The sequence below is a fragment of the Lysinibacillus sp. OF-1 genome (assembly GCF_028356935.1).
Taxonomy (GTDB): domain Bacteria; phylum Bacillota; class Bacilli; order Bacillales_A; family Planococcaceae; genus Lysinibacillus; species Lysinibacillus fusiformis_D.
In genome coordinates, this window is sequence record NZ_CP102798.1 from 624,376 (window position 1) to 650,616 (window position 26,241).

At 38.1% G+C, this 26,241-nt stretch carries 20 protein-coding genes; 11 read left to right on the plus strand and 9 right to left on the minus strand.

Annotation, left to right across the window (positions count from 1 at the left end; translation table 11 throughout):
* Positions 1 to 38 precede the first annotated feature (38 nt).
* From NV349_RS02945 to NV349_RS02975, 7 genes are all read left to right on the plus strand, one after another.
* On the plus strand, positions 39 to 1,034 hold the full coding sequence (locus NV349_RS02945; protein ID WP_036123595.1) for a rod shape-determining protein: 996 nt from the start codon (positions 39 to 41) through the stop codon (positions 1,032 to 1,034).
* 21 nt (positions 1,035 to 1,055) lie between these two features.
* Positions 1,056 to 1,889, plus strand: a complete 834-nt coding sequence (locus NV349_RS02950) for a flagellar hook-basal body protein (protein WP_271912363.1) — start codon at positions 1,056 to 1,058, stop codon at positions 1,887 to 1,889.
* Between the two features lie 25 nt (positions 1,890 to 1,914).
* Entirely contained in the window at positions 1,915 to 2,754 is an 840-nt protein-coding gene (locus NV349_RS02955; RefSeq protein WP_058843805.1) for a flagellar hook-basal body protein, read from the plus strand.
* Positions 2,755 to 2,801: 47 nt separating this feature from the next.
* Positions 2,802 to 3,086 (plus strand): DNA-directed RNA polymerase subunit beta, encoded by a 285-nt coding sequence (locus tag NV349_RS02960; protein WP_036124463.1) that lies wholly within the window; start codon positions 2,802 to 2,804, stop codon positions 3,084 to 3,086.
* Positions 3,087 to 3,141: 55 nt separating this feature from the next.
* Positions 3,142 to 3,585: a 3-hydroxyacyl-ACP dehydratase FabZ gene (fabZ, locus tag NV349_RS02965; RefSeq protein WP_271912366.1), complete on the plus strand. Its 444-nt coding sequence runs from the start codon at positions 3,142 to 3,144 to the stop codon at positions 3,583 to 3,585.
* Positions 3,586 to 3,732: 147 nt separating this feature from the next.
* Positions 3,733 to 4,116 (plus strand): hypothetical protein, encoded by a 384-nt coding sequence (locus NV349_RS02970; RefSeq protein WP_036124467.1) that lies wholly within the window; start codon positions 3,733 to 3,735, stop codon positions 4,114 to 4,116.
* A 109-nt stretch (positions 4,117 to 4,225) separates the two neighbouring features.
* A complete protein-coding gene (locus NV349_RS02975) occupies positions 4,226 to 4,636 on the plus strand; it encodes a hypothetical protein (protein ID WP_036124468.1) in 411 nt (136 codons plus the stop codon).
* A 690-nt stretch (positions 4,637 to 5,326) separates the two neighbouring features.
* Here NV349_RS02975 and NV349_RS02980 read toward each other — a convergent pair.
* Both NV349_RS02980 and NV349_RS02985 read right to left on the minus strand, forming a co-directional pair.
* Positions 5,327 to 6,298 carry a nuclease-related domain-containing protein gene (locus tag NV349_RS02980; protein ID WP_271912367.1) on the minus strand — a complete coding sequence of 324 codons (972 nt, stop codon included), beginning with the start codon at positions 6,296 to 6,298 and terminating at the stop codon, positions 5,327 to 5,329.
* Positions 6,299 to 6,378: 80 nt separating this feature from the next.
* Positions 6,379 to 6,804 carry a YwpF family protein gene (locus NV349_RS02985; protein ID WP_036124472.1) on the minus strand — a complete coding sequence of 142 codons (426 nt, stop codon included), beginning with the start codon at positions 6,802 to 6,804 and terminating at the stop codon, positions 6,379 to 6,381.
* A gap of 297 nt (positions 6,805 to 7,101) precedes the next feature.
* Here NV349_RS02985 and NV349_RS02990 point away from each other — a divergent pair, with 297 nt between their 5' ends.
* Positions 7,102 to 7,500: a single-stranded DNA-binding protein gene (locus tag NV349_RS02990; protein WP_036124475.1), complete on the plus strand. Its 399-nt coding sequence runs from the start codon at positions 7,102 to 7,104 to the stop codon at positions 7,498 to 7,500.
* Positions 7,501 to 7,748: 248 nt separating this feature from the next.
* On the opposite strand, the gene NV349_RS02995 is transcribed toward NV349_RS02990, so the two are convergent.
* The gene (locus NV349_RS02995) at positions 7,749 to 10,511 is read right to left on the minus strand and encodes a DEAD/DEAH box helicase (RefSeq protein WP_271912368.1); all 2,763 of its coding nucleotides are present in this window, start codon (positions 10,509 to 10,511) and stop codon (positions 7,749 to 7,751) included.
* Complete coding sequence (locus tag NV349_RS03000; protein WP_058844993.1) at positions 10,508 to 12,082, minus strand: hypothetical protein; 1,575 nt, start codon at positions 12,080 to 12,082, stop codon at positions 10,508 to 10,510. Before NV349_RS03000 ends, NV349_RS02995 begins: the two co-directional genes overlap by 4 nt.
* A gap of 205 nt (positions 12,083 to 12,287) precedes the next feature.
* Here NV349_RS03000 and NV349_RS03005 point away from each other — a divergent pair, with 205 nt between their 5' ends.
* Both NV349_RS03005 and NV349_RS03010 read left to right on the plus strand, forming a co-directional pair.
* Positions 12,288 to 12,764, plus strand: coding sequence for a transcriptional regulator (locus NV349_RS03005; protein WP_036124322.1), 477 nt, complete (start codon positions 12,288 to 12,290; stop codon positions 12,762 to 12,764).
* Between the two features lie 364 nt (positions 12,765 to 13,128).
* Positions 13,129 to 13,959 (plus strand): flagellin N-terminal helical domain-containing protein, encoded by an 831-nt coding sequence (locus tag NV349_RS03010; protein WP_036124319.1) that lies wholly within the window; start codon positions 13,129 to 13,131, stop codon positions 13,957 to 13,959.
* Between the two features lie 40 nt (positions 13,960 to 13,999).
* Here NV349_RS03010 and csaB read toward each other — a convergent pair whose 3' ends face one another.
* The 5 genes from csaB to NV349_RS03035 all read right to left on the minus strand — a co-directional run bounded on the left by csaB (position 14,000) and on the right by NV349_RS03035 (position 21,528).
* Positions 14,000 to 15,079, minus strand: a complete 1,080-nt coding sequence (csaB, locus tag NV349_RS03015) for a polysaccharide pyruvyl transferase CsaB (protein ID WP_271912370.1) — start codon at positions 15,077 to 15,079, stop codon at positions 14,000 to 14,002.
* Positions 15,079 to 16,992 carry a DUF5693 family protein gene (locus tag NV349_RS03020; RefSeq protein WP_271912371.1) on the minus strand — a complete coding sequence of 638 codons (1,914 nt, stop codon included), beginning with the start codon at positions 16,990 to 16,992 and terminating at the stop codon, positions 15,079 to 15,081. The genes csaB and NV349_RS03020 overlap by 1 nt, the downstream gene beginning before the upstream one ends.
* A 20-nt stretch (positions 16,993 to 17,012) precedes the next feature.
* Positions 17,013 to 18,569, minus strand: a complete 1,557-nt coding sequence (locus tag NV349_RS03025) for a putative polysaccharide biosynthesis protein (protein ID WP_271912373.1) — start codon at positions 18,567 to 18,569, stop codon at positions 17,013 to 17,015.
* A complete protein-coding gene (locus NV349_RS03030; RefSeq protein ID WP_231745119.1) occupies positions 18,566 to 19,306 on the minus strand; it encodes a WecB/TagA/CpsF family glycosyltransferase in 741 nt (246 codons plus the stop codon). The genes NV349_RS03025 and NV349_RS03030 overlap by 4 nt, the downstream gene beginning before the upstream one ends.
* A gap of 371 nt (positions 19,307 to 19,677) precedes the next feature.
* Positions 19,678 to 21,528 (minus strand): S-layer homology domain-containing protein, encoded by a 1,851-nt coding sequence (locus tag NV349_RS03035; RefSeq protein WP_271912375.1) that lies wholly within the window; start codon positions 21,526 to 21,528, stop codon positions 19,678 to 19,680.
* 629 nt (positions 21,529 to 22,157) lie between these two features.
* Between NV349_RS03035 and NV349_RS03040 the strand changes: the two genes are divergently transcribed.
* Entirely contained in the window at positions 22,158 to 25,826 is a 3,669-nt protein-coding gene (locus NV349_RS03040) for an S-layer homology domain-containing protein (protein ID WP_271912377.1), read from the plus strand.
* Positions 25,827 to 26,241 lie beyond the last annotated feature (415 nt).

The window sequence follows — 26,241 nt, forward strand, 5'->3', positions numbered from 1 at the left end:
TTATGTAGTTGGAACTGGCGGGAAGGAGAAATTATAGAATGTTTTCGAAAGATATTGGCATTGACTTAGGAACTGCGAACGTATTAATCCACGTTAAAGGTAAAGGAATCGTCCTAAATGAACCATCTGTGGTGGCGATTGACAAAAAGACAAACAAAGTATTAGCGGTAGGGGAAGAAGCTCGCCAAATGGTAGGGAGAACGCCAGGTAATATTACAGCAATTCGCCCACTAAGAGATGGAGTCATTGCAGATTTTGATGTGACAGAGGCGATGTTAAGACATTTCATCAATAAATTAAATGTAAAAGGATTTTTGGCGAAGCCACGAATTTTAATTTGCTGTCCAACGAACATCACAAGTGTTGAGCAAAAAGCAATCCGTGAAGCCGCAGAAAAATCTGGCGGTAAAAAGGTATATTTAGAGGAAGAACCAAAAGTAGCTGCTATCGGTGCAGGTATGGATATCTTCCAACCAAGTGGTAATATGGTAGTCGATATAGGTGGCGGAACAACAGATATCGCAGTTCTATCAATGGGTGATATTGTAACAAGTGAATCCATTAAAGTAGCAGGAGATGTGTTTGATAACGACATTTTGCAATATATTAAAAAAGAATATAAATTGCTAATTGGTGAACGTACAGCAGAAGCAATCAAGATGACAATTGGTACGGTTTTCAAAGGTAGCCGCAACGATACAATGGATATTCGTGGTCGTGACATGGTAACAGGTTTACCACGTACTATTACAATTCATTCCGAGGAAATTGAACGAGCATTGCACGAGTCTGTAGCGATGATTGTCCAATCAGCAAAAAATGTCTTAGAAAAAACACCACCTGAGCTATCAGCCGATATCATTGACCGTGGCGTTATTATTACGGGTGGCGGTGCACTATTACATGGAATGGATCAGCTATTAATAGAAGAGTTAAAGGTACCTGTCTTCGTTGCAGAGAGACCTATGGATTGTGTAGCAATTGGTACGGGAATAATGCTAGAAAACATTGATCGTGTGCCAGCATCCTTATAAAAATAAAATGAGGTGATTTCTTTGTTTAAAGGGTTTTATACAGTTGCAACAGGTATGATCACGCAACAAAGAAGAACAGAATTACTAACAAATAATTTATCAAATGCGAATACACCAGGATTTAAAGCAGATCAATCAACTATTCGCTCATTTCCAGACATGCTAATGTCTAGTATTGGTAAAACAAATGCTCCCGCCAATCAACAAGCAGGCGCTGAATATATGAGTCAAGTAGGAGCTTTAAATACAGGAACATATTTACAAGAAACATTGCCAAATTACATACAAGGCCAAATCTATAGCACTGATTTTACAACAGATATGGCGCTAATTGATGGAAACTTACCACAAAACGAAGATGGGATTACGGGGTCAATTTTCTTCCGTCTAGAACATCCAGCTGGTGGTGAGGCCTATACACGTAATGGTAATTTCACATTAGATGGTCAAGGCCATTTAGTAAACGGGCAGGGTCTATACGTACTCAATGATGCAGGACAACGTATCCAGCTTCCAAACGATGATTTTCGCCTCGATGAAAATGGAGCCATTTTTGTAAACGATCAGCAAGTAGCACGAGTTGGCGTATCATATGCTGCTAATCCGAACATGCTACGTAAACAGGATAATGGTCTTATTCGTACGGAAAATGGTGAGAACTTACCAACAGCCTATGGTGCGAATGGCGTTTCCTTTACGCTACGTCAAAACTTTTTAGAAGGTTCAAACGTAGATTCTGGTCGCACAATGACAGATTTAATGACAGCCTACCGAGCATTCGAAGCAAATCAAAAAGTATTACAAGCTTATGATCGCAGCATGGAAAAGGCAGTGAATGAAATCGGGAAAATCTAACGGGCGAACAGGAGGCGTTTTATAAATGCTACGTACAATGATGACAGCAACGAACACAATGGGTCAATTACAAAATAAACTAGATACAATTAGTAATAATATTGCTAATAGTAGTACAACCGGTTATAAAACGAAGGAAGCATCCTTCAATGAACTACTTTATCAGCAATTTAACAATGATAAGCAGGACCGAGCTGAACGCCAAACACCAGTTGGTATTCGCTATGGATCTGGTGCCATGCTTGGACAAATTAAATCCAATGAAAAGCAAGGCTCATTACAAACAACGAATCGAGATTTAGACTTTGCTTTCACAAAAGCAAAACAATATTTCAATATTTTAATGCCAAATGGTGAAAATGGAACTGAAACAGTGTATACTCGACAAGGTGACTTTTATTTATCTCCGTTGAATAACGGAACAGTAATGCTCGTAACGGCAGAGGGTTATCCCGTAGCCAATGCAGCAGGACAAGCTATTACATTACCAGATACTGTTCAAAAGTTTGCCGTTCGAGATGGTGGTGTTTTAGAAGCATCTTATCCAAATGGTGATATCATTCGTACGGATTTAGCTGTAACAGAATTCCAAAAACCACAATTAATGGAACATGTTTCTGGTTCTTATGTTGGTTTACCAGACAATCTAGCTGAACTTGGCTTTACACAAGCGGAAGTTCTGACAGAGCTTGTGGGTGCGAACCGTCAGCAAATTGGCATGCAAAGTGGTACACTAGAAATGTCCAATGTAAACCTCTCAAAGGAAATGACAGAACTAATACAAACTCAACGTTCTTATCAGTTCAATGCAAGAGCGGTTACATTAGCAGATCAAATGCTAGGACTAATTAACGGCATTCGATAAAAAGTCATCCAAAAACACATAGTTAGGAATGAAGAGGAGTACAATCTATGACAAACGATTCACGTCGACGTTCTGTGCCGACACAAGAAACCGATACGCAACCAGAAAAGAAAGAACGCCGCTCAAATGGAGAGCAACGCGAGGTTCGCTGGGTGCAAATCCGACTGATTCCGATTTGGTTACGCATTGTAATTGTTCTCGTCTTAGTCGTTGCTGCCGCAGCATTAGGCGCAATGTTTGGCTTCAGTGTGATTGGAGAAGGCAATGCTATGGATATTTTTAAAAGGGACACATGGCAGCATATATTTGATATTATGAACGGTAAAGAATAGCAATATTCTTTACCTTACTTTGTGTATACATACTTAATTTCGAGGGGGAAATTACATGTTAACAGCAGAACAAATTCAAGCAATTTTACCACATCGCTATCCTTTTTTATTCGTTGATCGCATTGTTGAATTAGATGAAGGTAAACGCGCAGTAGGTTTAAAAAATGTTTCGATCAATGAAAACTTCTTTAATGGACACTTCCCAGGCTATCCTGTAATGCCAGGTGTATTAATTGTAGAGGCATTAGCACAAGTGGGTGGAGTCGCTTTATTAAATGCAGAAGAATTCAAGGGACGTTTAGCCTTTTTAACAGGTGTGGATAATTGTCGTTTCAAGCGTCAAGTAGTTCCTGGCGACCAACTTAAATTGGAAGTAGAATTTGTTAAACTTCGTGGCGCAATGGGTAAAGGTCATGGTATAGCGACTGTAGATGGAGAACTTGTATGTGAAGCCGATATTCTATTTGCGATTGGACCTGAACAGCCTAAACAAGCCTAATTTGCATTTGTAGACCAAAAGATATAAAATAGATAAAGTCAAGTTAAAAGTTGATTAGTAGGTTCTTAAATTGCAGTGGCGAAAAAGCGTTTGGGAATTGAAATAGATGTAATTTTTAGGTTTTACAAACGTAGGAGGATTATTAAGATGTATAAGGAATTGTCTTCAGGTATTAAAATTAGCATTACTCGTTCGATTTCGACATCTTTTGAAGCATACTTAGCAAGTATTGGTTGGGATGAAGAACGCTTTTCTATGGAAGACTTCATTGCAAGCTGGCAGACTTATTTTCAGGAGAATGCCGCATGGATCGAAAAAATCCCTGCTGATATATTGTTGAGTGCACAGTTTCATGAAGAGATGGCACAAAAAATCGATGAGGTCATTGCTAAAATTTTAAATGAAGAACCAACAGCGCAGCAGATCGAAACAATCGAGGCATTGCAAAAAGAGCTAGGCACAAACTATAGCTATGACTGTAAAGCAGAAGCAGCATACATTGAACAAGTATTAAAAGAAAAACAAAAATAGTTTGTACAAATATCGGATAGTTCCCTCCTTTCCCGGGCAATCTATGTAGGATCACAAATACACACGATGTATTTGCTGACATAGTACCCAAGAAAGGAGGTTTTTTACTATGTGGAAAATGTCATTTTTAACCATTATTCTTGCAACTGTATTCCTTGGAGGATGTAACTGGGGAAATAATGCAGTCGAAGATCACCCTGTTCGAGACGTCGAAAATGACGTTCGTCGTGGTGTAGACAATGTGGAAGATGCATTAGACCCGAATAATCGTGACGATGCATACGATCGCAACGTAGATGGTACTAACCGAGGTACTGTTAACGAAAATACAACATTGCCTGAAGCGACAACACCTGGATCAAATGCCGATATCAACAGCACAAACGGCTATGACAACGTACCAAATGCTAATGGTGTAAACGGTGTTGAACGTAATGACAACGTAAACAATAATAATGATATTGTCGACGATAAAGTCAAAGACACTGAAAAGTACCGTGATGGTATGAACAACCGATAACATAAAAAAGAGTGTTTCCTAAATGGAAAACACTCTTTTTTGATAAAAAGAAGCGAATACTCGCGGAAGGAAAGCGAATACTCGCGGAAGAAAGGTAAATACTCGCGGAAGAAAGGTGAATACTCGCGGAAGAAAGGTAAATACTCGCGGAAGAAAGGTAAATACTCGCGGAAGAAAGGTAAATACTCGCGGAAGAAAGGTAAATACTCGCGGAAGAAAGGTAAATACTCGCGGAAGAAAGGTAAATACTCGCGGAAGAAAGGTAAATACTCGCGGAAGAAAGGTAAATACTCGCGGAAGAAAGGTAAATACTCGCGGAAGAAAGGTAAATACTCGCGGAAGAAAGGTAAATACTCGCGGAAGAAAGGTGAATACTCGCGGAAGAAAGGTGAATACTCGCGGAAGAAAGGTGAATACTCGCGGAAGAAAGGTGAATACTCGCGGAAGAAAGGTGAATACTCGCGGAAGAAAGGTGAATACTCGCGGAAGAAAGGTGAATACTCGCGGAAGAAAGGTGAATACTCGCGGAAGGAAGGTGAATACTCGCGGAAGGAAAGTGAATACTCGCGGAAGGAAAGTGAATACTCGCGGAAGGAAAGTGAATACTCGCGGAAGAAAGGTGAATACTCGCGAAAGCGAAGTGTATGCCCCATGAGCGTTGCAAATACTCTCGCCAGTGAAGCGAGCCAATCAACCCTCAAAAAATCTCTTCATGTAATCCAATAAATTTTCAGGTAAATGGTAAACACGATTTTTATAGGTTCCGGTATAAGGGAACTGAAATTTCTGAAGCAATCGTGTAGCTGTATCGATAGAATCAATTTTGAAAAATTTACGTAACTGTTGATTAGTAATAGAATGGCTAACCAATAGTTGATAATCGAGCATGGCTTCTGCAAAAATTTCTATACTCCGATAATGACAAAATGAACATTTCCAAATGCCCCGATAGAAATACATATTATGTTGATAGGAACATTTAGGACAAAGCACACCATGCCGAAATCGTGATGGGGCAATCGAAGTTTGAATGTGAGGAATCGTTTGTTTGGAGAGAAGCCCTTGAACCAGTTGAGCTAATTGATCATCTGTTAGCATTTTTTGAGGATGCTTTTTAAAAAGTGACTGGAGATGTTGATGAAGACCTGACACATGAAAAATAGGGAGCGCTTTAGAAGGATTAACGATGATCGCTGAAGGATTTGCTATGACAACGGCACCTTCAATGGGGAGTGAGTAAGAAAGACTTTTAAGAAAACGCATATGACGCTCAGTTTGGGTAAACGCATTTGGAAATCCTTCTACTGTGCCATCTGCCTTTGTGCGTGTACATTGATGTGTGAGTTGATTAAATTCTAGTCGACCATGAATATTTTTAATTTCTAAAACGAAGATAAATTGAGAGCAAATAAAGAGTGTATCAAGCTGATGCATATGTTGAGCAGTGTTCTTGAGACACAAATTATGTAATACGAAAAAAGTATTTGGACATAGTAATTCATGCCATTCGCGGTCCACTTTTTGTTCACCAGCAAAACCTGCATCCAGTCGGCGATATTGTTCCTGATAATAGTGAAACTCAACATCATTCTTTAAAAGCCTCCTCATCACAGCCTCAAGCCATAATAATTTTAAAGGCTTCTCTCTGATAGCAATAACCAAATATAACGCTCCTTTTTAAATTGTATTGTACTGAAAAATGGCAGCTTGTCCAATAAAAAAACGATGCAAAATTCGCATCGCTAATCATTTTTTAATTTTGGTCGCTGCTTCATATCTTTCGTAAAGCGCTCCAGTAAATCCTCTAGGGATACACCCTCAGCAAGTAGCTCGGAAAGCAATTGTTCAGCATATTTAGAGCGTTTAATTTTGAGTGTTCCTTTTAGTAGTACTGAAACATGATCACCAATTTCTTGAACTGTATGTACGATTACCTGAAAAGGAGCGGGTTCATTATCTGGAAATGAAATAACTGCACGGACATTGCAGACGGTAGCATTTACTAAGAGTTCATCAAAGGTTGAGCGATATTGTTTTTCCATAAACAATTCTAGTATCCAAGATTGATGGCTGTTTTCCTGATTAATAATAATGCCATCGACTAAAGGGAATGGTTGTACGCCATCTTTCGTGACAAGGTCAAAGGAAAGCATTTTAAATGTTTTCATTATGTATATTCCTCCTAAGTCTGTCATTCTTTTATTATAACACATGAAGTAGTGGCTGTTTGTTATGTGCACCTGTGACGATATTTCAAAACCTGCGAAAATGCTGATTTCATGAAATAGCATTTGCCATTACAGTCCAAAGCATTCAGCTAGAAAATTAAAAAAAATTAGCAAATTAAAAATGCTAATTTACCCAATTTATGCTGCAAAACAGAAGGAAATTTATAATATCGGATTTTGCCAATGCGGATATCCTTTTGTAAGATGAAAGCAATCCAACAGAAAGGTGGTGAACGAATGAATCAAGTCGGACTGGTCGGAAGGTTTACGAAAGATCCGGTGTTACGTTACTTATCTGGAAATCGTGTACAGACTCATTTTTCATTGGCCATTAACCGCAATTTTAAAAACAATCGTGGAGAAGTAGATGCAGACTTTATTTTCTGTACAGCTTGGGGAAGGCTAGCAGAACATATCGTCAAATATTGCGGTAAAGGCTCTTTAATCGGTGCAAATGGTCGTATTCAAACAAGATCATTTGTAAATGAAGAAAACACTAAGATTTTTATGACAGAGGTGGTTGTAGAAGATATACGATTTTATCATCTCAAACAAAGGAATAGTGACGAAACGGCTATTGTACCGCCACAGCCACCGAATGAACAGGAAGACTTAAAAGATTTTGTTTTACCATAGACAAGCTATTTACATACGGAGCAAGAGAAATATCGTTGTCTGATCCGCCATTCTCCTTATATTTCTTGCACCGTAGCAACAGAAAGGAATGATGTATACACATATTAAAAAGACATTGCTGAAGACCGCACAGCAATGGATGTTTTGACACAACTAAATAAGAATGTTTGAAGTAAGTAGGGATAAGAAGTAACGAGGTTCCACTAAAAGAGCGCCAAGAACAATGTAGCTCTTGGCGCATCTAATTACTATATGTCCAATGTTATTAGATCACGAAGTTCTTGATCTTCTAACTCGGTCAACCACTGGCTTGATTGAATGAGTTCTTCGGATAATGCAGATTTCTGCACCAGCATTTTATCAATTTTTTCTTCAATTGTACCGATGGTTACAAATTTATGGACCTGCACAAATTGTGTCTGCCCAATGCGATAAGCACGATCAGTTGCTTGATTTTCGACAGCGGGGTTCCACCAGCGATCTGCATGTAAAACATGATTAGCAGCTGTTAAATTAAGACCTGTTCCACCTGCTTTTAAGGAAAGAATAAATATAGGGAAGTCTCCTGCCTGAAAAGCCTCTACTAAGCGGTCACGCTGCTGCTTAGGCATAGCACCAGTTAAAAACGGTGCATCCACATTGTATAGTTCACTTAAACAATGCTGTAGCAATTGCCCCATTCCGATATACTGTGTAAAGATAAGGCATTGTTCGCCATTGTCCACAATCTCTGCTGCCATTTGTACAATGCGCTCTAGCTTAGTCGAACGTGCAAGCATTGTTTCGGCATCCTCGAAAGATTCCTTTAAATATAAGGCAGGATGATTACATAGTTGCTTTAACTTACTAAGCATCTTTAAAACACGTCCCTTTTTTTGAAAACCTGTTAACTGCTCTAGCTGATCGAGTGTCTCTAAAATATATCCTTCATAGAGAGAAGCTTGCTCGGCTGTTAATGGACAGTATTCGTTCGATTCTAGCTTATCTGGTAAGTTAAGCTGTAAATGGGGATCACGCTTTGTACGACGCAATAAGAAAGGTTGAATTTTAGCTCGTAACTTCTGCTTATGTGATTCAGATTCGTCTCGTTCAATAGGCAAAATAAATTCTTCATTGAAGCGGCCAAAGCTACCTAAATAACCCTTATGAATGAAATCAAAAATAGCCCATAGCTCAGATAAGCGGTTTTCTACAGGTGTTCCTGTAAGGGCAATATGATGGTCTCCTAACAATTTACGAATGGCTCTTGATTGTAAGGTCTGCATGTTTTTTATATTTTGAGCTTCATCAAGCACAACAGTTGCCCATTCTATATTCTGTAAAAATTCAGTATCCTGTGACACAGTACCATAGGTTGATAAAATAACATGTGGTTTTTCGGCAGTCACTAGCTCTTTAAAATCCTCATCCTTAGCTCGATTTGTCTGATAATGCGTATGCACAATCAGTGAAGGGGCAAATCGAGCGAGTTCTTTTTGCCAGTTACCGAGGACTGAGGTTGGACAAATAATAATGGTTGGCTTCGTATAATCAGCTGCTGTCTCATAAATATGAAGTAAATAGGTGATTAGTTGTACCGTTTTCCCAAGTCCCATATCATCGGCTAGACATGCACCAAAACCTTGTTCGCGCATAAAGATTAACCATTCAAAGCCCTCTTGTTGGTAAGGACGTAATTCGGTTTGTAAGGATAAAGGAATCGGTACTGCTGGCAAGCCCTTCTTCTCCAAAAGCTGCTCCATATATGATTTTAATGATTGTTGTATTTCCAGTGCGAAAATTGGATCATCTCTTAACGCATCATCGGCATCTTCTTCGAGAGGCGCAGACAAGTCTTCGGGTAATTCTCTAAACAACAATTCTCGAACAGTCCAACTTTCATCTTCTGCCTGCTGCATTAGTTCACGCATTTCGTGCATCCAATTGGCATCGACTCGGAACCATTCCGTACCTATACGAATAAATTCACGTTTCTCATCCACCAGCTTTTTAAATTGCTCAGCTGAAATCGTTTGCCCATTCATAGAAAATTGCCATTTAAACGTTAAAATATCATCTAATCCTGCTACCTTCTTAGTGGAGACATTGTTAGTTGTTACACGTACACGTAATTTGGATTGTTTTAAATCTTTTAGCCATGCAGGGAGTACAACATCAAAACCAAGTGCCTGTAATCTGGCGAGATCCTCACGTAAAAAAGACCGTACTTCTGAGTCCTCCAATGTCACACGAATAAAGGTATCACTTCTGATATCGTCATTGGATAGAAGATTCACAATTTGTTGTTGCTGTTGTTCAATTTCAGTGGCGAACATTCGCCATTTCGTAGGAAGCGCCTCTTCAATTGGTAAGGATTGCTTACGAATAGCAGGAGTCCAGTAGTTTTTTGTCGTAGCAGTGCTGAGCACTGTTTCTAATAACCAGACATCGGCTTCATCTTCTGGCTCACTTAACCGTAAAGAAACTGAAACTGCACCGGCTTGACGAGCTTGATCCAATGGCCAGCCACCACGTAAGAAAAAGGGTAGAAGTTTTGGTAAATCAGCTAGTATTAGACCAACTTGTGAAAGCTTTTGCTGAACAGCTATTTCTAATAATGCTGTATCGATGTGATCAATAGGAAAAGTTAGCGAAGAAAAATCTTCCGCAATGACAGCGTATGACCAAAGTGAGGGCTCCTGCCAGTATTCCTGTAACGCCAGTACTTTTCCGAGCCATTCCTTACTTTCATCATTTGCACCAAGCCAATTAATAAAGGGATGTTGGAAGCTTGATGAAAAAATATCAAGTAATTCAGCAGTAGAAACCTCAATCGTGAAATCAGTCCGATTGGTTAATAAGCCATAGACATTTGCTTCATAGGTAAAGAATAATGAAGAAATTAATGTATCAGCGTCGATTGTCGTACCATTTGCAGTAAAACCCTGCAATGTAAAATATCCTTCCCGTGCTACATCAATACGAAGCTGTTGAGTTTGGGAAAAGGGGGAAGGAGCATTTATTGTCATCATACTAAGTTTCCTTTCTCAATTTCTTCTTGTAACGCACGTAATCGTTTATATTCTGCACGAATGGTTTGCATATATGTTTCAAAATAAGCTGTTTTGCCAGCTCGTTTTGCGGCACTACGCATACTTTTCCAAATACGCACAGCTTGCTTATAATTCATACGTGATTTTTGTGAAATTTCAGCCATTGCATAGACATGGTATAAAGGTAAGACAGTAGCTGGTTCAATCTGTAAGACGTCCTTTAATCCACACATTTCTAAATAGGATAGAGATGAAGGATTTAATTGATGGAGAGCAGCCCATTCACGGTAACGTCCTTTTTTTATTAAAAACGATGAAAATGGCTGAAGCCCATACACACCAAATGCACTGTATAACATTGCTTCCTCTTCCTCAGTAAGCTGTATGTCATCAAATAAAAGCTGAAATTGCCTTACGTACTGGGCTCTTTGAACGACTGGTACGACTTCCTGTAGGAAGGCTTCAGTCAAAGGTAATATAGCTCGTAAAATGACAGCTAATGAATAGGACTCACCAGCACGTTGAGCAAAAGTAGCCAGTTCAAATAAATCCTGCATTTGGGGTAAATCAATCTGTGCCAAATTTTCGAGCAGCAGATCCTCCTTTTGTAATAACACATAAAATAATAGCTTTAATGATTGCAAAGAAATTTCTTCGGAAGGGTTTTCTAGATTATTTAAATAAGTTAATTCCTGCTCGCGTCGAGGCTTTTCATAAAAAAGCACTGCCCAAAGCAGCATATATAGACGAAGTCGATGGGCAAACAGCCCTTGTCGTTCTAATAAAAATTCCCTTACTAGCTCTTGAATGGCATCATAAAAAGGATCAGTCGCAAAAAGACGTGACCGATTCGTTAACTCAGTAAGAATGCTTTCAAAGGATTGCATGCTTTGATCGATAAAGTATTTCATATATGGAGAATCTAATGAATGCCCAGCTGTTGCATTTAAATGCCGCCATATAGTATTAAAAATAGCTAATTCCATATAGAGCTTATAAAGGGGCTGCCATTCACGTTCAAAGGGCATATGCCGGCGAAGACGCTCCAATGCATCTGTTCTTACAGCAGAAAGCCCATAGCCCTCTAATACTCGGCCAGATGGTAATAAGCGCTTCATTACTTCATCAACCATCATCGACCAGCTTTGTGGTCTACGTTCTTCTGCTAAGGTTTTTAGCTGGACCGATTTTTGAGCACGCCAAGCACTCGACCAATTTTGCACGGAGTCAAAGTATTGGTAGAGAGCGAGTAAAGCACCTACTTGATGTCGACACCATTTAGGTTGTGGACAGTTACAATGTAGCTCTTCCTTGTAAAAATCAATTTCAACAGAAGCGGGTCTGACATCCTGAACACTTGCATATAATATAGAACTTGTTCCATTAAAACGTTCAAAAACAATGGATTTATTTCTTACAGAAAAGACAGCACGACGCACTAGTTCTTCATCTTCCGTAGAGGAAGGATGTAGCCCTTGTTCAGCTTCTTTTAATTTAGTCAGCACAAATGCTTGATGTTCTTTAGCTATTTGCGATATAGACAATGCCATAACCTCACTCCTTTCATCATGTATGGCTATGTTTAACATTGTTAATTGTAAGAATGAAAAAAAGACTGTCCTTCCATTATACGATTAAAATGCAGTAATGATAAGCTGAATGATCAGAAAGAAAAAAATGAAGTCAAAGATAGTTAACAAGCCAATTGATTTGTGTTAAAATCTGAATAATCAGATAACTAGGGAGGGATGAAGGATGATGCAAGTTCAATACATGAAGCCGTTTTACACAAAAGTTACTGGAGACAAATTACGTCTCGTATTTGCTTATCAATATTTCTCTATTTTAAAAGAGAATGAGATTTTCCATTTCATTCCCATAGAAGGTAAAGAGATGATTATCAACATGAAGACACAGCAAATTGAAAATTTATCTGAGGTTTTTGTTTTCCAAAAAGGAAATCGTTTTATCCGATTACCACTTTATCAACTACTGCTTATTACGAATGTTCATGAGCATTTAGCACCAATACTTGAAAGCGCAACACCGAAGAAACAAATTCCACTTGTTTCATCTGTGACGGTTGGCGAAATCGATCAGCTTATCGCAGAACTAGAGGAGAAAAATTTTGATTATTTAATTGATCAAACATTATTGGAGAACGATAAAGAACTCTTTTTCGAATTGCTACAGCAAAAGAGCCATCAACTTGGAGGTTTAACAATTGAATAGTTGGAATGCCCAGTAAGCACCTACTTTTCAGAAATGATAAGCAGGTGCTTTTACTAAAATTTAGCATGTACCTCCAGAAGGAGAAGAATTGTATTCCAGCACAAGCTACGATAGGAGAACACCTTCATTAAACGTCTGCTACTATTATATTGCCACAAAGCTGAATGAGCGACTTGCAAGTCAGCTAATCATCATCGCTCGTAATGACTATAGGTTCACTAAAAAATCTGGACACCAGTAAGCTAAAAGGAGTCATGTGCCTATAAATTGTTAATAATACATAAAAAATTAGCAACGATTCCCATAATGGTGATTAATAGAATAGAGAATAGGCCGATATACATATTAAGAAGGTGGTGAAAGCATGCTTGGTAAGTGGTCAGCTACGGGGATGTCGATCCTGAATAATATGAATCGGCATCAAAGTGCGATGAGTAAAGCTATGCTACGCATTTCGTCGGGGTATCGAATCAATAGTGCAGCGGATGATCCAGCTGGATTGGCGATTTCTGAAAAAATGCGTTCTCAAATTCGGGGATTGAATATGGCGGCTAAAAATATACAGGACGGCATTTCTCTCGTGCAGACAGCAGAGGGGGCACTGAATGAGACACATGCGATGATTCAGCGCATGCGTGAATTAGCAGTGGAGGCAGCCAATGACACATTAACCGATGATGATCGTGAAAAATTAGAGCTGGAGTTCCAAGAATTAAAGAAGGAAATTCAGCGACTCTCTACGGATACAGAATTTAATACGAAGACATTACTCAATGGAGATCATGAGACAAATAGCATTAAAATTCAGGCAGGGGCCAATGCAGGGCAGCATATAGAATTATTTATCAATGGTATGGGCTCTGAAGCACTCGGTTTGAAGGATGTGTCCATTGCTACTCGTGAGGATGCGGATAAAGCCATTTCTTCAATGGATGAGGCTTTAAAACGTGTATCTAATGAGCGTTCTCGTCTAGGAGCGTACCAAAACCGTTTGGAACATGCTTATAATGCTAATGTTAACACCGCAGAAAATTTACAAGCAGCAGAGTCTCGTATTCGAGATGCAGATATCGCAAAAGAGATGATGAATATGGTGAAGGCTCAAATTTTGATGCAGGCCAGTCAATATGTTTTAGCTATGCATATGCAGCAAGCACAGTCTGTTTTAAAATTATTAGAAATCGGAAAAAAATGATGAATTTCAATATTAATTGAAATTCATCATTTTTTCATGTTTATTGTGAAAAAACCTCAATGGCTAATTTCGCCGTTGCTGTTGCTTCATTTTGTAAGGGTATGATAGCCTGACGCATATTTTCTTGAACCGTCGTAAACGATTCAAGGATTGTGACGGCTTGTTCAAACAATATCACACCGTTCCAATCATCTGCTTCGACATGTCCAATAACTGGCTGACTGACAATGTCAGCAAACGCATCGATTTTTGGATCGTACGAGATGGCGATAAAAGGAGTCGCATAGATTGCAGAAAAAATGAGAGAATGTAGTCGCATCCCAATTAATAATTGAGATTGTCCAATTACTGCGATTTTCTCCTCTATGGATAAATCGGCTGGCGCAATCAAACTTTTCTCCTTCATTAGTGCAGCTACTTCCTGTGATGTTTGTAAATCATGCTCACCATGCATAGGTAAGAAGACAATTTGCTCACCTTGACGTACTAATTCGTCTAGGCTATGCGCAATTTTTTCTTTGTACGCTATGGCGGATGGCCAGTCACGCACACTTACAGAGATATAGCTATCTGCTGATAATGTGACACTTTCGAGCCATTCACTATGAAAGTCACTGCCGTTAAGCCCCATAACAGGGTCTGGCACAAGCTTAGCCTCTTTTCGCACACCAATCTCTGTTAGAAGAGCTTGAGAGGCTTTATCTCGGACTGTAATTTGCTCTACCTTATTAAAGACAGAGCGAACAATGAATTTACTTAGAGAGTGATTAATCGGGCCCATGCCTTGGGCGTAAACAAATACTGGTTTTTTCAACCATTTTGCTATTTGGATAACGCCCGCATAGTAAGGAATGGTTTTCATTCCTGTTTGATCCTGCATAAGGCTACCGCCACCGCTGATAAGTCCATCTGCCCTTTTAAGCAATTGGCGTATTTCTTTCATTTTCCAACGATTCACGGCTTTGACACCATACGTTTGCTCAGTAGCTGCTGGATTATTGGATAATACCGTGATTTCTATATCATGCTGCCACTTTTTTAGAGAGTGGATAATGGACAGCAGGATGGCATCATCGCCAACATTATCAAATCCATAATAGCCAGATAAAACAACGTGCATTATGACCACCTCGCGATTGCCTTAGAAACCCAACGATAACCAATTTTGAAGATGAGGATAAACACTAATCCTACTACAAGGCCAAGAGATACGCTGTATAGTGTACGCAAGACAGAAACAGCTACTGGAATGTGTAGGTGGGTAAATGTATTGACGATAGATAGGAATCCGATAACACCTGGTACAAGTAGGATACTACCCCATTTGCGATTAATCCCCATTACATATAACGCTAAAATAAAGAATGGGAAACCAATTAAAAATTCCTTCGTTCTTGGTCGAACATACAATGTATTTTCGAGCCATTGTCTAAAGGCTAATTCCATATCACTGACAGAACCAGAGTTACCTGTACGGCTAATGTAAAATAAACCGATACCTGCGACAACTACTAGTAATAGCACATGCCAATATTTTAGTTCTTTGTTTAATAATGTGACGGTATTCGATAAAGATTTTTTGATGTTTTGCTCAGCTAGTCGGTTGATCTCAATTACAGTAAATAATAATACACCCATAATTGGAATGAGATAAACAAGCTTAACTCCTTTAAATACGGCAAAGCCTGTCATAAAGGCATTACCATTTAATAAGCCAATGACAATGATAATCCCAATAAGGCTAATCGCTACGGCCTTCACATATTGCACCAAGATTTTAGACATTTTCGTAGAGCCTTGCGCCGATTTGATGACTGCATAGGTTGGTGCAAGGACTGCAATAATTAGTGCAAAAGCTTGTAAGAATAGAGTACTTTTTAGAATAAAGTACGCAATAGCTAGTAACGCCATAAAGCCAACTGCCGCTAAACGAAGAGGCATCCATTTTACTAACTCTGAAACGATAAAGGTAAATAAAATACCTGCTAATAATACGGTTGCTGTGACCCATGCTGGAACGGCAACTTTATCAAATAGCTTTGGTTCACCTGGTTGGAAATGATCGGGCATTGTCTCATGAACACCATTTAAGTATTCAATCGTGTCTTCTATATTATCTTTGGCATTGCCTGTTGTTTTAATATGATAGAAGATGGAGCGAATATTACGCTCTTTGACAGCTCGTGTTGTACGGTCAATACTTGCATTTAACTTTAATTTTGTTTCTCTGTTGACATTGATACTATGCAAACGAATCATATGATAATCCGTCATTTGAGCGATTTTACTTTCGCCTTTGAGCGGGTTGCTTTCAATTGTGTAGAAGTAATAGCCAGCACCACTTAATTTTTCAACTAATTGATTGCCATCTTCTTGTCCAAATCCAATGGCTTCATCGCCTTGGCCAAGCAAACGACCAGCAGAAGCATCTTTTAACGCTAGTAATTGATTTACTATTTTTTCATTAGCTACTTCATTATCTGCATTTTCCACTTTAAAGATGTGGGCTAGTCCATGCTTACTAATCATATCAATCGCAGGCTGATCGTAACCAATTGGTGTTTTTAAATCAAAATTGTGGTTAGAAGCAGGAAGGAAATAAAAAGCTTCTTCTCCTATTAGTACTTCCTCTGGTTCCATGCTTTCCATGATAAGCTTCTGATAACTTTCATTTTCAGGCACTCGAATATAATAGCCACCCTTAGTGATATCAACAGCATCTTTATAAGGTGTAAATAATAATTGCGCTGCTAATTCGCTTTCTTTATAAACCGTAATTAAGTTTTGCTTTTCCATTTCCTTTAATGTTAAAGGCTCTAGACTTACCGTATTCAGTCCAGCATCCTTTAAGGAGGAAAGAATTTCATCCATTGTTAAATCGCTATTTTTTTCTGCGGTTTGTATTTCATGATAGGGAATGACAATTTCATAAGCATTATTCGATTGCTCAGCATTCCATCTCATCATCATACCTGTGGAGGAAACGATGAGTAAAAGAACAATGATTCCCCAAAGCCATTTCTGTTTCGACATAAGTGTCCTACCTCTCTTAATTATGAAAATCTTTTTCCGATAACAGGGATTTTCTTTAAATCTTGTTTATGGATTGCTTTCATCATCCATAGAAGAAGGAAATAAAGAGCTCCTCCCACTATGATTGCAACAGTTAGATAACCCATCGCCAACATTCGAGACCAATGTGTAAAATCAAGCCAAAGCGTTGGTAAACCAACGGCTGCCCCCATTACAATGGAAGACACAATCATTTTTAGAGTATCTTTTCCAAGAACAGTGAAGCGAATCATACGATAAATAAAGACAGAATTCACAATAAATAACACTAAGTACACCAACAACGTTGCATACGCAGCACCATCTAAACCGAATTCTTGAATAAAGAAGATGTTCGAAAACACCTTAAGGACAACTCCACTCAAAATAATGATGGCTCCTGTTTTGGCAGCATTCATGCCCTGTAAAATACCTGTTCCAAGTAGTGTCAGGGATGTAAAGACGGAGCTAAGGTTAATGATGGCTAACATTAAGCTTCCCTCTAAGTCTTTGAAAAGAGCTAGATTTAAAGGCAAGGTTAAGGCTAGCAACCCGATAGCAGCTGGCCAAGAAATAAGATGTGTCATACGATGTGTTCGTTCAATAATACTGCGTGTTTCATTCAATTTACGTTCTGCTAGCTTCGTTGTAATCAGCGGCACAAGTGGTAAGATAATTGAAGAAGCGAAAACCGTTGTGATTTGAACTAATGTCAGTCCTCGACCATAAATTCCGTAAAGGAAGCTAATCTCACTTGCATCTGCTCCAGCATTTCTTAAGCCATATGTGACCGTGAAGGAGTCAACGAAATTAAAAAGTGCCATTGTTACAGAACCAATTGCAATGGGTATGGAGATTTTTAAAATGGTTTTACTGTATGTGGAAAAATCCTTACTAGAATATTTCTCCTTGCTCGTCACTTTTACCGAAGAACGGAAATATTTAAAGAGTAAATAGAAAAGTGATCCAAGTGCACCTAATACAGAACCTGCCATAATACCACCAGCTACGATATCATTGGAATAATCCATCGCAACTAAGAAATACGCAACAATTAAAATTAAAGCGACACGTACTAATTGCTCAATCACTTGTGAGATGGCAGTAGGTCGCATATCCCCAAAGCCTTGGAAAAATCCTCGATAGACAGCCATATAGGGAGCAACGAGTAGTGTTAGGGCTACAATGATTAATGCAATCTCCGTTGAAGGGCCACCAAGTGCATTCGCTATCTGCTCTGAAAAGCCGTAAATGATTGTAAAACTAATGACGCCAAAGGATAATGCAAGGATTCTTGCAGTCACATAAATTTTCTTAATTTTGGCAGTATCCATACTAGTCCTAGCTTCCGCAATCAGCTTAGAAATAGCGATAGGGATACCAGCAACGGATAAATACAGTGCCACCATATAGACAGGATAAACAAGACTAAAGATACCGAGTACTTCATCACCAGCAATATTTTGCAGCGGTATACGGAAAATACTACCGATTACTTTAGAAAGTAATGTTGCAATTGTTAAGATAAGCGTACTTTTGACAAAGGTTGACTGACTCATTTTGTTTTGCCCTGACCTTTAAGCTTTAATGCAAAAACCTTTAAAGCAAAGCGAGGGAGAACGAGCATTCTGCCAAAACGACTTGGCTGACGCAGCACTCGGTAGAGCCACTCCAAGTTTAACTTTTGCCAAATGACTGGTGCACGCTTTACAGTGCCAGCGATCACATCGAAGGAACCACCTACACCGATAAATACACCCTTTGAAAACTTATCCAGATTTTCTGTAATCCATTTTTCCTGTCTTGGAACACCTAATGCTACAAACACGAGATCAGGCTGTAATGTCGCAATTTCATTTGCAAAATCATTATTATTCCAGTCGAAGTAACCATCATGATAGCCAACGATATCAACATTTGGGTAGTTTTTATGAATATTCGCAACCGTCTTTTCGATTGTTTCTTTTTGTGCACCTAATAAATAAATTTTAAAACGCTTCTGCTGACCTACTTCCAGCAGTCGTACCATCGTATCATAGCCTGTTACACGCTCTGGCAGTGATTCACCAAGGATTTGTGCAGCTTTAACGACACCAATGCCATCCGCACAAATGTAGGTCGCCTGCTGTAAATAATTCATTACAGTGGCATTTTCGTTTGCCTGCATAACAACTTCTGGATTGGCTGTTACAACGAAAGTCTTTTCTTGCTGTTCAATACGATGAACGAGTAAATCAACAAACCCTTGCTGATTAATATGTAAAAAGGGTACGCCCATAATTGTTACATGCCTCATATAGTGTTCAAACCTTTCTGTAATTCCTTTTTCACTGCAATCTATCATACCATAAAAGCAATATTGACAGGAAATTTTCGTATAGGGGATAGGGGTTTAGTCGTTATGGAAGAGGGTATATCTCAGACAAGGGAATGAAAGCGGAAAGGGATGTCGATAGTCATAGTCGAGTAGCGCCTATTACTTAGCATGATCGATGAAACAGCTGAATAAGCATAAAATTGTACTAAATTTTAGGAGAATTTTTTCATAATCCTAACATATAATTTCGAGTTTCTTCTATTATATAGCGATCAAATAGTAGGACAAAAATGAACAATAAAAAGAGTGCGCAGCAATGTCGCACTCTTTTTTAGATGATCGCAATCGAATCATTTTTTTACAATATAATCACCATGCACCCAGCCTGTTTTGCCGTTGTAGATTACCTGATACCAGGCACCATTTTTTATGAACTCACCTTTGTCATCGACTTCACCAATAATAAAGCCATTCGGTTTCACTGTTCCTAAAATAGCGCTTGTAGTGGAAGGTTCACTTCTGACATTGAGGGTGATATTCATGTTAACAATCTGTAGACCATTTTCAAGCATGACATAATCATCAAATACCCAGCCTTCTTGTCCATTAACACTTACTTTGAACCAGCCACCATTTTCGCCAAGGACTTTAAAGGATGAATCCTTTGGTAAATTCGTAATGATTGAAGCATTATCAGTTGTAGTCGGGTATGTTCTCATATTGAGATTAATCGTAGCCTTGCCTGTTGCTCCAGCTAAACCTAAATCCAACGCATATTGCTTCGTTGGGCTTGGTAATGATGGCGCGGAAGACTGACTTTGATAAGCAGGTACATCAAACACCAAATTAGTTGTTGTATGAGCACCAATTAATTCGTAGATGTCATAAATCTTTTTCGCCTGAATGACTGCCCACATCACATGCGTAGCATATTGGTGAACGGTTGGATTTTCAGGATTCCAACGCATTTTATACAATGTGTCTTGCCCCTTGCTAATATACTGATCCTTTACAAATTGAGCACCACCAATAATAGCATCCTCAACAGTAAACCAACCATTTGCATAGGCACGCTCAGCACCATACTTATTAGCATCTGCATCAATAGCACCAATACCATAAGCATTGTAAGTTTTCTTAATCGCTGTTAATTTTTCACGATTTTCTGCGGTCACCATCATCGGTTTACCATTAGTATCCAAACCAACCTCGATACCTTTAATGAGTGAAGAGCCACCATTGGCTGTTTCATGTAAGGCATGGGACACCAAATAAATGGCATTGACATTGTTATCGACACCCGCCTTTATAAAGGCATCAGCTGTATTCGCTAAGCTTCCTTTATTCGCAAGTACCTTATCATTCAGTTCCTTTGCACTAAGGTTATTCACCACAGTAGATAATTTTAAAAATTGATAATAAGATGGGCTATCCTGCATAAAGCTTTTTGGGTGCACATAGTATGACACTAGTGCCTCGCTAGCCGTGAAAATGCCTGCACCATCGACCTTTGGATTATTCTTCGCCTGATTACGTACCACCGTTGAGTAATCGTGTGAGTAGTTCGTCGTAGTGTATTGCTTACCACCTGTTTCAGGTGCTTCCAAATGGATTAAACGATAGAGCACAGTAGCTGCCTCGGCACGAGTTGTTTGGGCAAGAGGTGCAAATTGATTATTAGGCTTCCCGACAAGTAGTCCTGTCGTGACGACAGCTTGTACATCTGCATAGGCCCATTTGGCAATACGAGCATTATCACTAAACGTAATAGGGGAGGAAGTTGTGTTGATGTTTTGATAATGGAGAGCCCTTTTTAACATAGCCGCCATTTCCTGACGGTTAATATGATCATTGGGGTTAAACTTACCTTGCTCATCACCTTTGATCAGTCCGTGATAGCTTGCCTGTTCGATGACCCCGTAATACCAGTCACCCTTCTTAACATCTGAGAAGGTTGCATTACTAGAAGCAGCTGGCAGATTAAGTGTTCTAACTAGAAATGCAGCAAACTCAGCACGAGTGACAGCATCATTCGGACGATAATTGCCGAATTCATCACCTTTCATTAAATCGTTGGTAATAAGATAGTTCATTTCATGGTAGGCCCAGTGCTTCGAAAGATCTTCTGCTGAAGCGGAAGTAGGCGCCAGATATAACATTCCGGCAAGCACGGCCCCGTAAAGAGGAAATTTACGTTTCATTTTTTTAGCTCCCTTCAATAGCTGATGATGTTCTATCAAACTATCAAAAGTGTAGCATAAAAATAGCCAATCTATCATTACAACATGAGGACAGATAGAGACTGCTTTTCATTAATATAGTAGAAACTCTTGAAAAGTCTGGATTTTACAGAAAAGTACAAACAGTATTACTGTATCTTTACAATTATTACTAAATTATTACGGGAGTCTTTAATTTTTGACAATTTAGTAACCATTCTAGAAAACACTTGGTTATTAAGGAGAGTCAGGTATAATAGGTAACGGAACTATATGTTACCAATCCAAATAAGGGGATAAATAGATGGGAGATTTCCTACTGCTATAAAATACCACACTAGGTATGGTAAAAAAATCTTCTATAACTAAATTTATGTCCCAGTGCTTGAATTATGGAAAAAAGAGTGTTATATTATTGTAGAAAGTGAATAAGCTTACTAGAATGGTATTCTACTACTCTTTTTCTAGTAACTTTACTAAGAAAATTTGCTTTAGTTTTGAATTATTCAGGAAAGCTATAATACATAAATTTAGGCAACTAATTATGGTGGTACTATAGTTTTCATTGGAATAATATCAATTTTTAGGAATATTAGGGAGGAATACAAATAATGGCAAAGCAAAACAAAGGCCGTAAGTTTTTCGCGGCATCTGCAACAGCTGCATTAGTTGCATCAGCAATCGTTCCTGTAGCATCTGCAGCACAATTAAATGATTTCGATAAAGTTTCAGGGTACGCTAAAGAGGCAGTTCAAGCTTTAGTTGACAGTGGTGTAATTCAAGGAGATGCTAACGGCAACTTCAACCCAACTAGCACAATCACTCGTGCACAAGCTGCAACAATCTTCGCAAATGCTCTAGAATTAGAAGCTGAAGGTTCTGTAGACTTCAAAGACGTAAAAGCTGACGCTTGGTACTACGATGCAATCGCTGCAACTGTAGAATACGGAATCTTTGAAGGTGTAAGCGCAACTGAATTTGCTCCTAACAAACAATTAACTCGTTCAGAAGCAGCTAAAATTCTTGTTGAAGCTTTCGAATTAGAAGGTGAAGCAGATCTAGGTCAATTCGCTGACGCTTCAACTGTTAAATCATGGGCTAAATCTTACCTTGAAATCGCAGTAGCAAACGGCGTTATCAAAGGTTCTGAAGCAAATGGTAAAACAAACTTAAACCCAAATGCTGCAATTACTCGCCAAGACTTCGCAGTTGTATTCTCACGTACACTTGATACTGTAGATGCAACTCCAAAAGTTGACAAAATCGAAGTAGTTGACGCTAAAACTTTAAACGTTACTTTAACTGATGGTACTAAAGAAACTGTTACTTTAGAAAAAGCTCTAGAGCCTAACAAAGAAACAGAAGTTACTTTCAAAATCAAAGACGTTGAGTACACAGCTAAAGTTACTTATGTTGTAACTACAGCTACTGCAGTTAAATCTGTATCTGCAACTAACCTTAAAGAAATCACTGTAGAGTTCGACGGTAAAGTTGACAAAACATCTGCTGAAGATGTTGATAAATACACTGTTGATAGCTCAATTGAGTTAGATTCAGCTACATTATTAGAAGATGGAAAAACTGTCCGTTTAGCAGTTAAAGAAGTAAACGGTAAAGTTTTAGAAAACCAAAAATCTTACAAACTTTCAGTGAAAAATGTTAAAGCAGGAGAAAAAACTATTGATGCTACTAATGTAGCTTTCACTCCAGTTGATAACACATTGCCAGAAGTTGCAGAAGTGAAATCTCTTGGAACAAAAGCTATTAAAGTAACTTTCTCTGAGCCAATTAAAAAAGCTTCTACAACAAACTTTAAACTAGATGGTAAATCATTCTTTGGTACTGTTGATGAAGGTTCTCGTGAGTTAATTTTAAAACCTTATTCTTCTGCAGATTTATCAGTTGGTAAACACAAATTAGAAATCTCAGGTGTTGAAGATTTCGCAGGCTTCAAAGCTTTAACTAAAGAAGTTGAATTTGAAGTGGCTGAAGATAAAGTTGCTCCTACTGTTAAGAGTGTAAGTGCTACTCTTGAAAAAGTAACTATTACTTTCAGTGAAGAAGTTGATGCAGATACAGTTTCTAAATCTAACATTTACTGGATGTCAGGTTCAGATAAAAAAGCTGCAGGTTCAGTGAAGAAAATTGCTGGAGATGTTTATGAATTTGACTTCTCTGCAAATGCACTACCTGGATATGAAATGACATTGTTTGTAGAAGGAGTTAAAGACTACTCAGGTAACCAAATTACTGAAACTCAAGTTAAAGTAAAAGCTGAAGTAGATCAAACTCGTCCAGAAGTTACTGAAGCTTCTATTAACAAAGTGGATAACAAAAAAATCACTCTTAAATTTAACAAGCAAGTTAAAATTGCTGTTGGTGATACTAAGTACTTCACATTAACAGATAAAGATGGTAAAGTTGTTCCACTTAAAACTGTTACTGACGAAACTGGTACAGGTGTGAACAAAGTATTTACACTTGAAGCTTATGATGAATTAACAGAAGGCTACAAACTAAAAGTTGTTGGAGTACGTGATACTACAAAACTTCAAAACACAATGAATGATGTAACAGTTACTATTACTGGTAAAGATACTGTAGCACCAAAATACGTATCTAACTCAGCAAATAGCAAAACTCGTACAATCATCATCAACTTTAACGAAGAAATGGATTTAGCAACACTTGCTGATGCTAAAAACTACCTTGTTACAATTAGTGGAAAACAACAACAACTTCCTTCAGGTACAGAAGTAACTCCTGTACAAGGTGGCAAAGCTGTTCGTATCATCTTCCCAGAATACATTGGTAATGACCTAGTGGGAATCAACGATCCTACTAAAGCTGCTAATGTAACATCATTTAAATTATTAGCACTTAAAGATGTTGCTGGTAATATTGTTGAGCAATTTGGTGGAAACGATATTCTTCCAAATACTGCAGCTGCAACATTAACTGCTTATGATAAAAATACTATTGAAAATGCAAAATTAACAGAAAAAGGTATTGTGAAAGTTCGCTTCAATCAACCAATTGGTAAAGCTGTAGCTTCTGACTTTACTTTAACTGGTTCAGGTGTATCTATTGCTTCAGTTGAAACTGATAGTTCAGATCTTGTAACAATTAAGTTATCTGGTGATGTAGGTAGCACAGGATTTACAAATACTTCATTAGTTGATTTAGGATTAACAGTAAAAACTGATAACAAAATTACAACTACTTCTGGTAACAATGTTACTGGTGCTACTGTAAATGTAAAAGATGCTGTTAAGCCACAAGTAGAATTAGCTAAGGATCAACATCGTTTAGTAGTAGATAGCAATAAGATTGAATTACCATTCAGTGAGAACTTAAAAGCTGATGATGTGGCTAACTTCAAATATGATTTAGTAGTTACTAATGTAAGAACTGGAAAAGTTGTATCTCCAGCAGAATACAAAACAACTCTTAAATCTGGAAAAGCGAATATTATTGAAATTGAATTAACAACTTCAACAAACGATGAATATAAAGTAAGTGTGAAGAAAGATGCTTCATTCATTGGGGATGTTGCTGGTAACAAAGCAGTATCATCTGCTGAATATTCAACTGCTGTAGGTGCTATTGATACAGTTGCTCCAACAGTTGTAAATGTTACATCAACTGCTAATAATGGATCATACAAAATTGACGATGTTATTCCAGTAGAAATTACATTTAGTGAAGCTGTAGTAGTATCTGGTGCACCAACTTTAGCACTGAATACTGGTGCTAATGCAACATATGCATCTGGTTCAGGTACTAACAAACTTGTATTTAACTATACTGTTGTTACAAACCATACTGCTTCTAAGCTTGATGTAACTGGAACAACTGCACTTCAACTTAATGGTGGAACTATTAAAGACTCGTCTGGAAACAACGGTGTATTAACTCTTGTTGCTCCAGGAGCTACTGGTTCACTAGGAGCTAATAAAACAATCGTTGTTGATGGAGTAAAAGTGGGTAATGCATTCACTATTTCTACTACTTCAATCGCAGCAGCTGGAACTGCAACAATTGATTTTGCTGAAGCTTTAGCAGATGCATCAAAAACAGCAATTGAAACAGCTATCAAAGCTGAAATTTCAGGTCCTGCTTCAACTGATGTGAGCTTCTCTTGGGATGCAAATGGTAAATTAACTATTACTAATAACCATGCTGCAACTTCTTTAACATTTACTAATGATGTGACTGTTACAAATGTTGCTGATTTAGCTGGTAACGTTACAGCTTCTGTAGCAATTACTCTAAAATAATATTTATTTATCATAATATTATTAATAATCGATGTTTTAAACTCTGTGGAGCCCTCTCCACAGAGTTTTTTTGAATTTTGTTACTCCCCTCATTCATCTATCCCTAATAAATTTTTAAGTGATTGAAAGTTATAATAAATATAAAAATAAGATTAGAAAAACATTATTTATATATTGCACAAGTGAAATTAATACACTACAAAAAACGAATTCGATATCATCTAACTAAGTATCATTAACGAAAATCAGCTATATTTATAGTGTTCACATCTGTCCAATCAAGCATCGTCCAACCTAGAGATGTTTTGAATGTAGTAATCCTCAAATACTTCATTTTCTATGGTGATTACCCAAAAGTATGTAACTTTTTTTTATAAAACAAGTCTAATTAAGAAAATATAACTTTACTGGAAGT

What these genes read in the sequence shown, in the direction of transcription:
- NV349_RS02945 (WP_036123595.1), top strand. Translation starts at nt 39, where the DNA reads ATGTTTTCGAAAGATATTGGCATTGACTTAGGAACTGCGAACGTATTA.
- NV349_RS02955 (WP_058843805.1), top strand. Translation starts at nt 1,915, where the DNA reads ATGCTACGTACAATGATGACAGCAACGAACACAATGGGTCAATTACAA.
- NV349_RS02960 (WP_036124463.1), top strand. Translation starts at nt 2,802, where the DNA reads ATGACAAACGATTCACGTCGACGTTCTGTGCCGACACAAGAAACCGAT.
- fabZ (WP_271912366.1), top strand. Translation starts at nt 3,142, where the DNA reads ATGTTAACAGCAGAACAAATTCAAGCAATTTTACCACATCGCTATCCT.
- NV349_RS02970 (WP_036124467.1), top strand. Translation starts at nt 3,733, where the DNA reads ATGTATAAGGAATTGTCTTCAGGTATTAAAATTAGCATTACTCGTTCG.
- NV349_RS02975 (WP_036124468.1), top strand. Translation starts at nt 4,226, where the DNA reads ATGTGGAAAATGTCATTTTTAACCATTATTCTTGCAACTGTATTCCTT.
- NV349_RS02985 (WP_036124472.1), bottom strand. Translation starts at nt 6,804, where the DNA reads ATGAAAACATTTAAAATGCTTTCCTTTGACCTTGTCACGAAAGATGGC.
- NV349_RS02990 (WP_036124475.1), top strand. Translation starts at nt 7,102, where the DNA reads ATGAATCAAGTCGGACTGGTCGGAAGGTTTACGAAAGATCCGGTGTTA.
- NV349_RS02995 (WP_271912368.1), bottom strand. Translation starts at nt 10,511, where the DNA reads ATGATGACAATAAATGCTCCTTCCCCCTTTTCCCAAACTCAACAGCTT.
- NV349_RS03000 (WP_058844993.1), bottom strand. Translation starts at nt 12,082, where the DNA reads ATGGCATTGTCTATATCGCAAATAGCTAAAGAACATCAAGCATTTGTG.
- NV349_RS03005 (WP_036124322.1), top strand. Translation starts at nt 12,288, where the DNA reads ATGATGCAAGTTCAATACATGAAGCCGTTTTACACAAAAGTTACTGGA.
- NV349_RS03010 (WP_036124319.1), top strand. Translation starts at nt 13,129, where the DNA reads ATGCTTGGTAAGTGGTCAGCTACGGGGATGTCGATCCTGAATAATATG.
- csaB (WP_271912370.1), bottom strand. Translation starts at nt 15,079, where the DNA reads ATGCACGTTGTTTTATCTGGCTATTATGGATTTGATAATGTTGGCGAT.
- NV349_RS03020 (WP_271912371.1), bottom strand. Translation starts at nt 16,992, where the DNA reads ATGTCGAAACAGAAATGGCTTTGGGGAATCATTGTTCTTTTACTCATC.
- NV349_RS03025 (WP_271912373.1), bottom strand. Translation starts at nt 18,569, where the DNA reads ATGAGTCAGTCAACCTTTGTCAAAAGTACGCTTATCTTAACAATTGCA.
- NV349_RS03030 (WP_231745119.1), bottom strand. Translation starts at nt 19,306, where the DNA reads ATGAGGCATGTAACAATTATGGGCGTACCCTTTTTACATATTAATCAG.
- NV349_RS03035 (WP_271912375.1), bottom strand. Translation starts at nt 21,528, where the DNA reads ATGAAACGTAAATTTCCTCTTTACGGGGCCGTGCTTGCCGGAATGTTA.
- NV349_RS03040 (WP_271912377.1), top strand. Translation starts at nt 22,158, where the DNA reads ATGGCAAAGCAAAACAAAGGCCGTAAGTTTTTCGCGGCATCTGCAACA.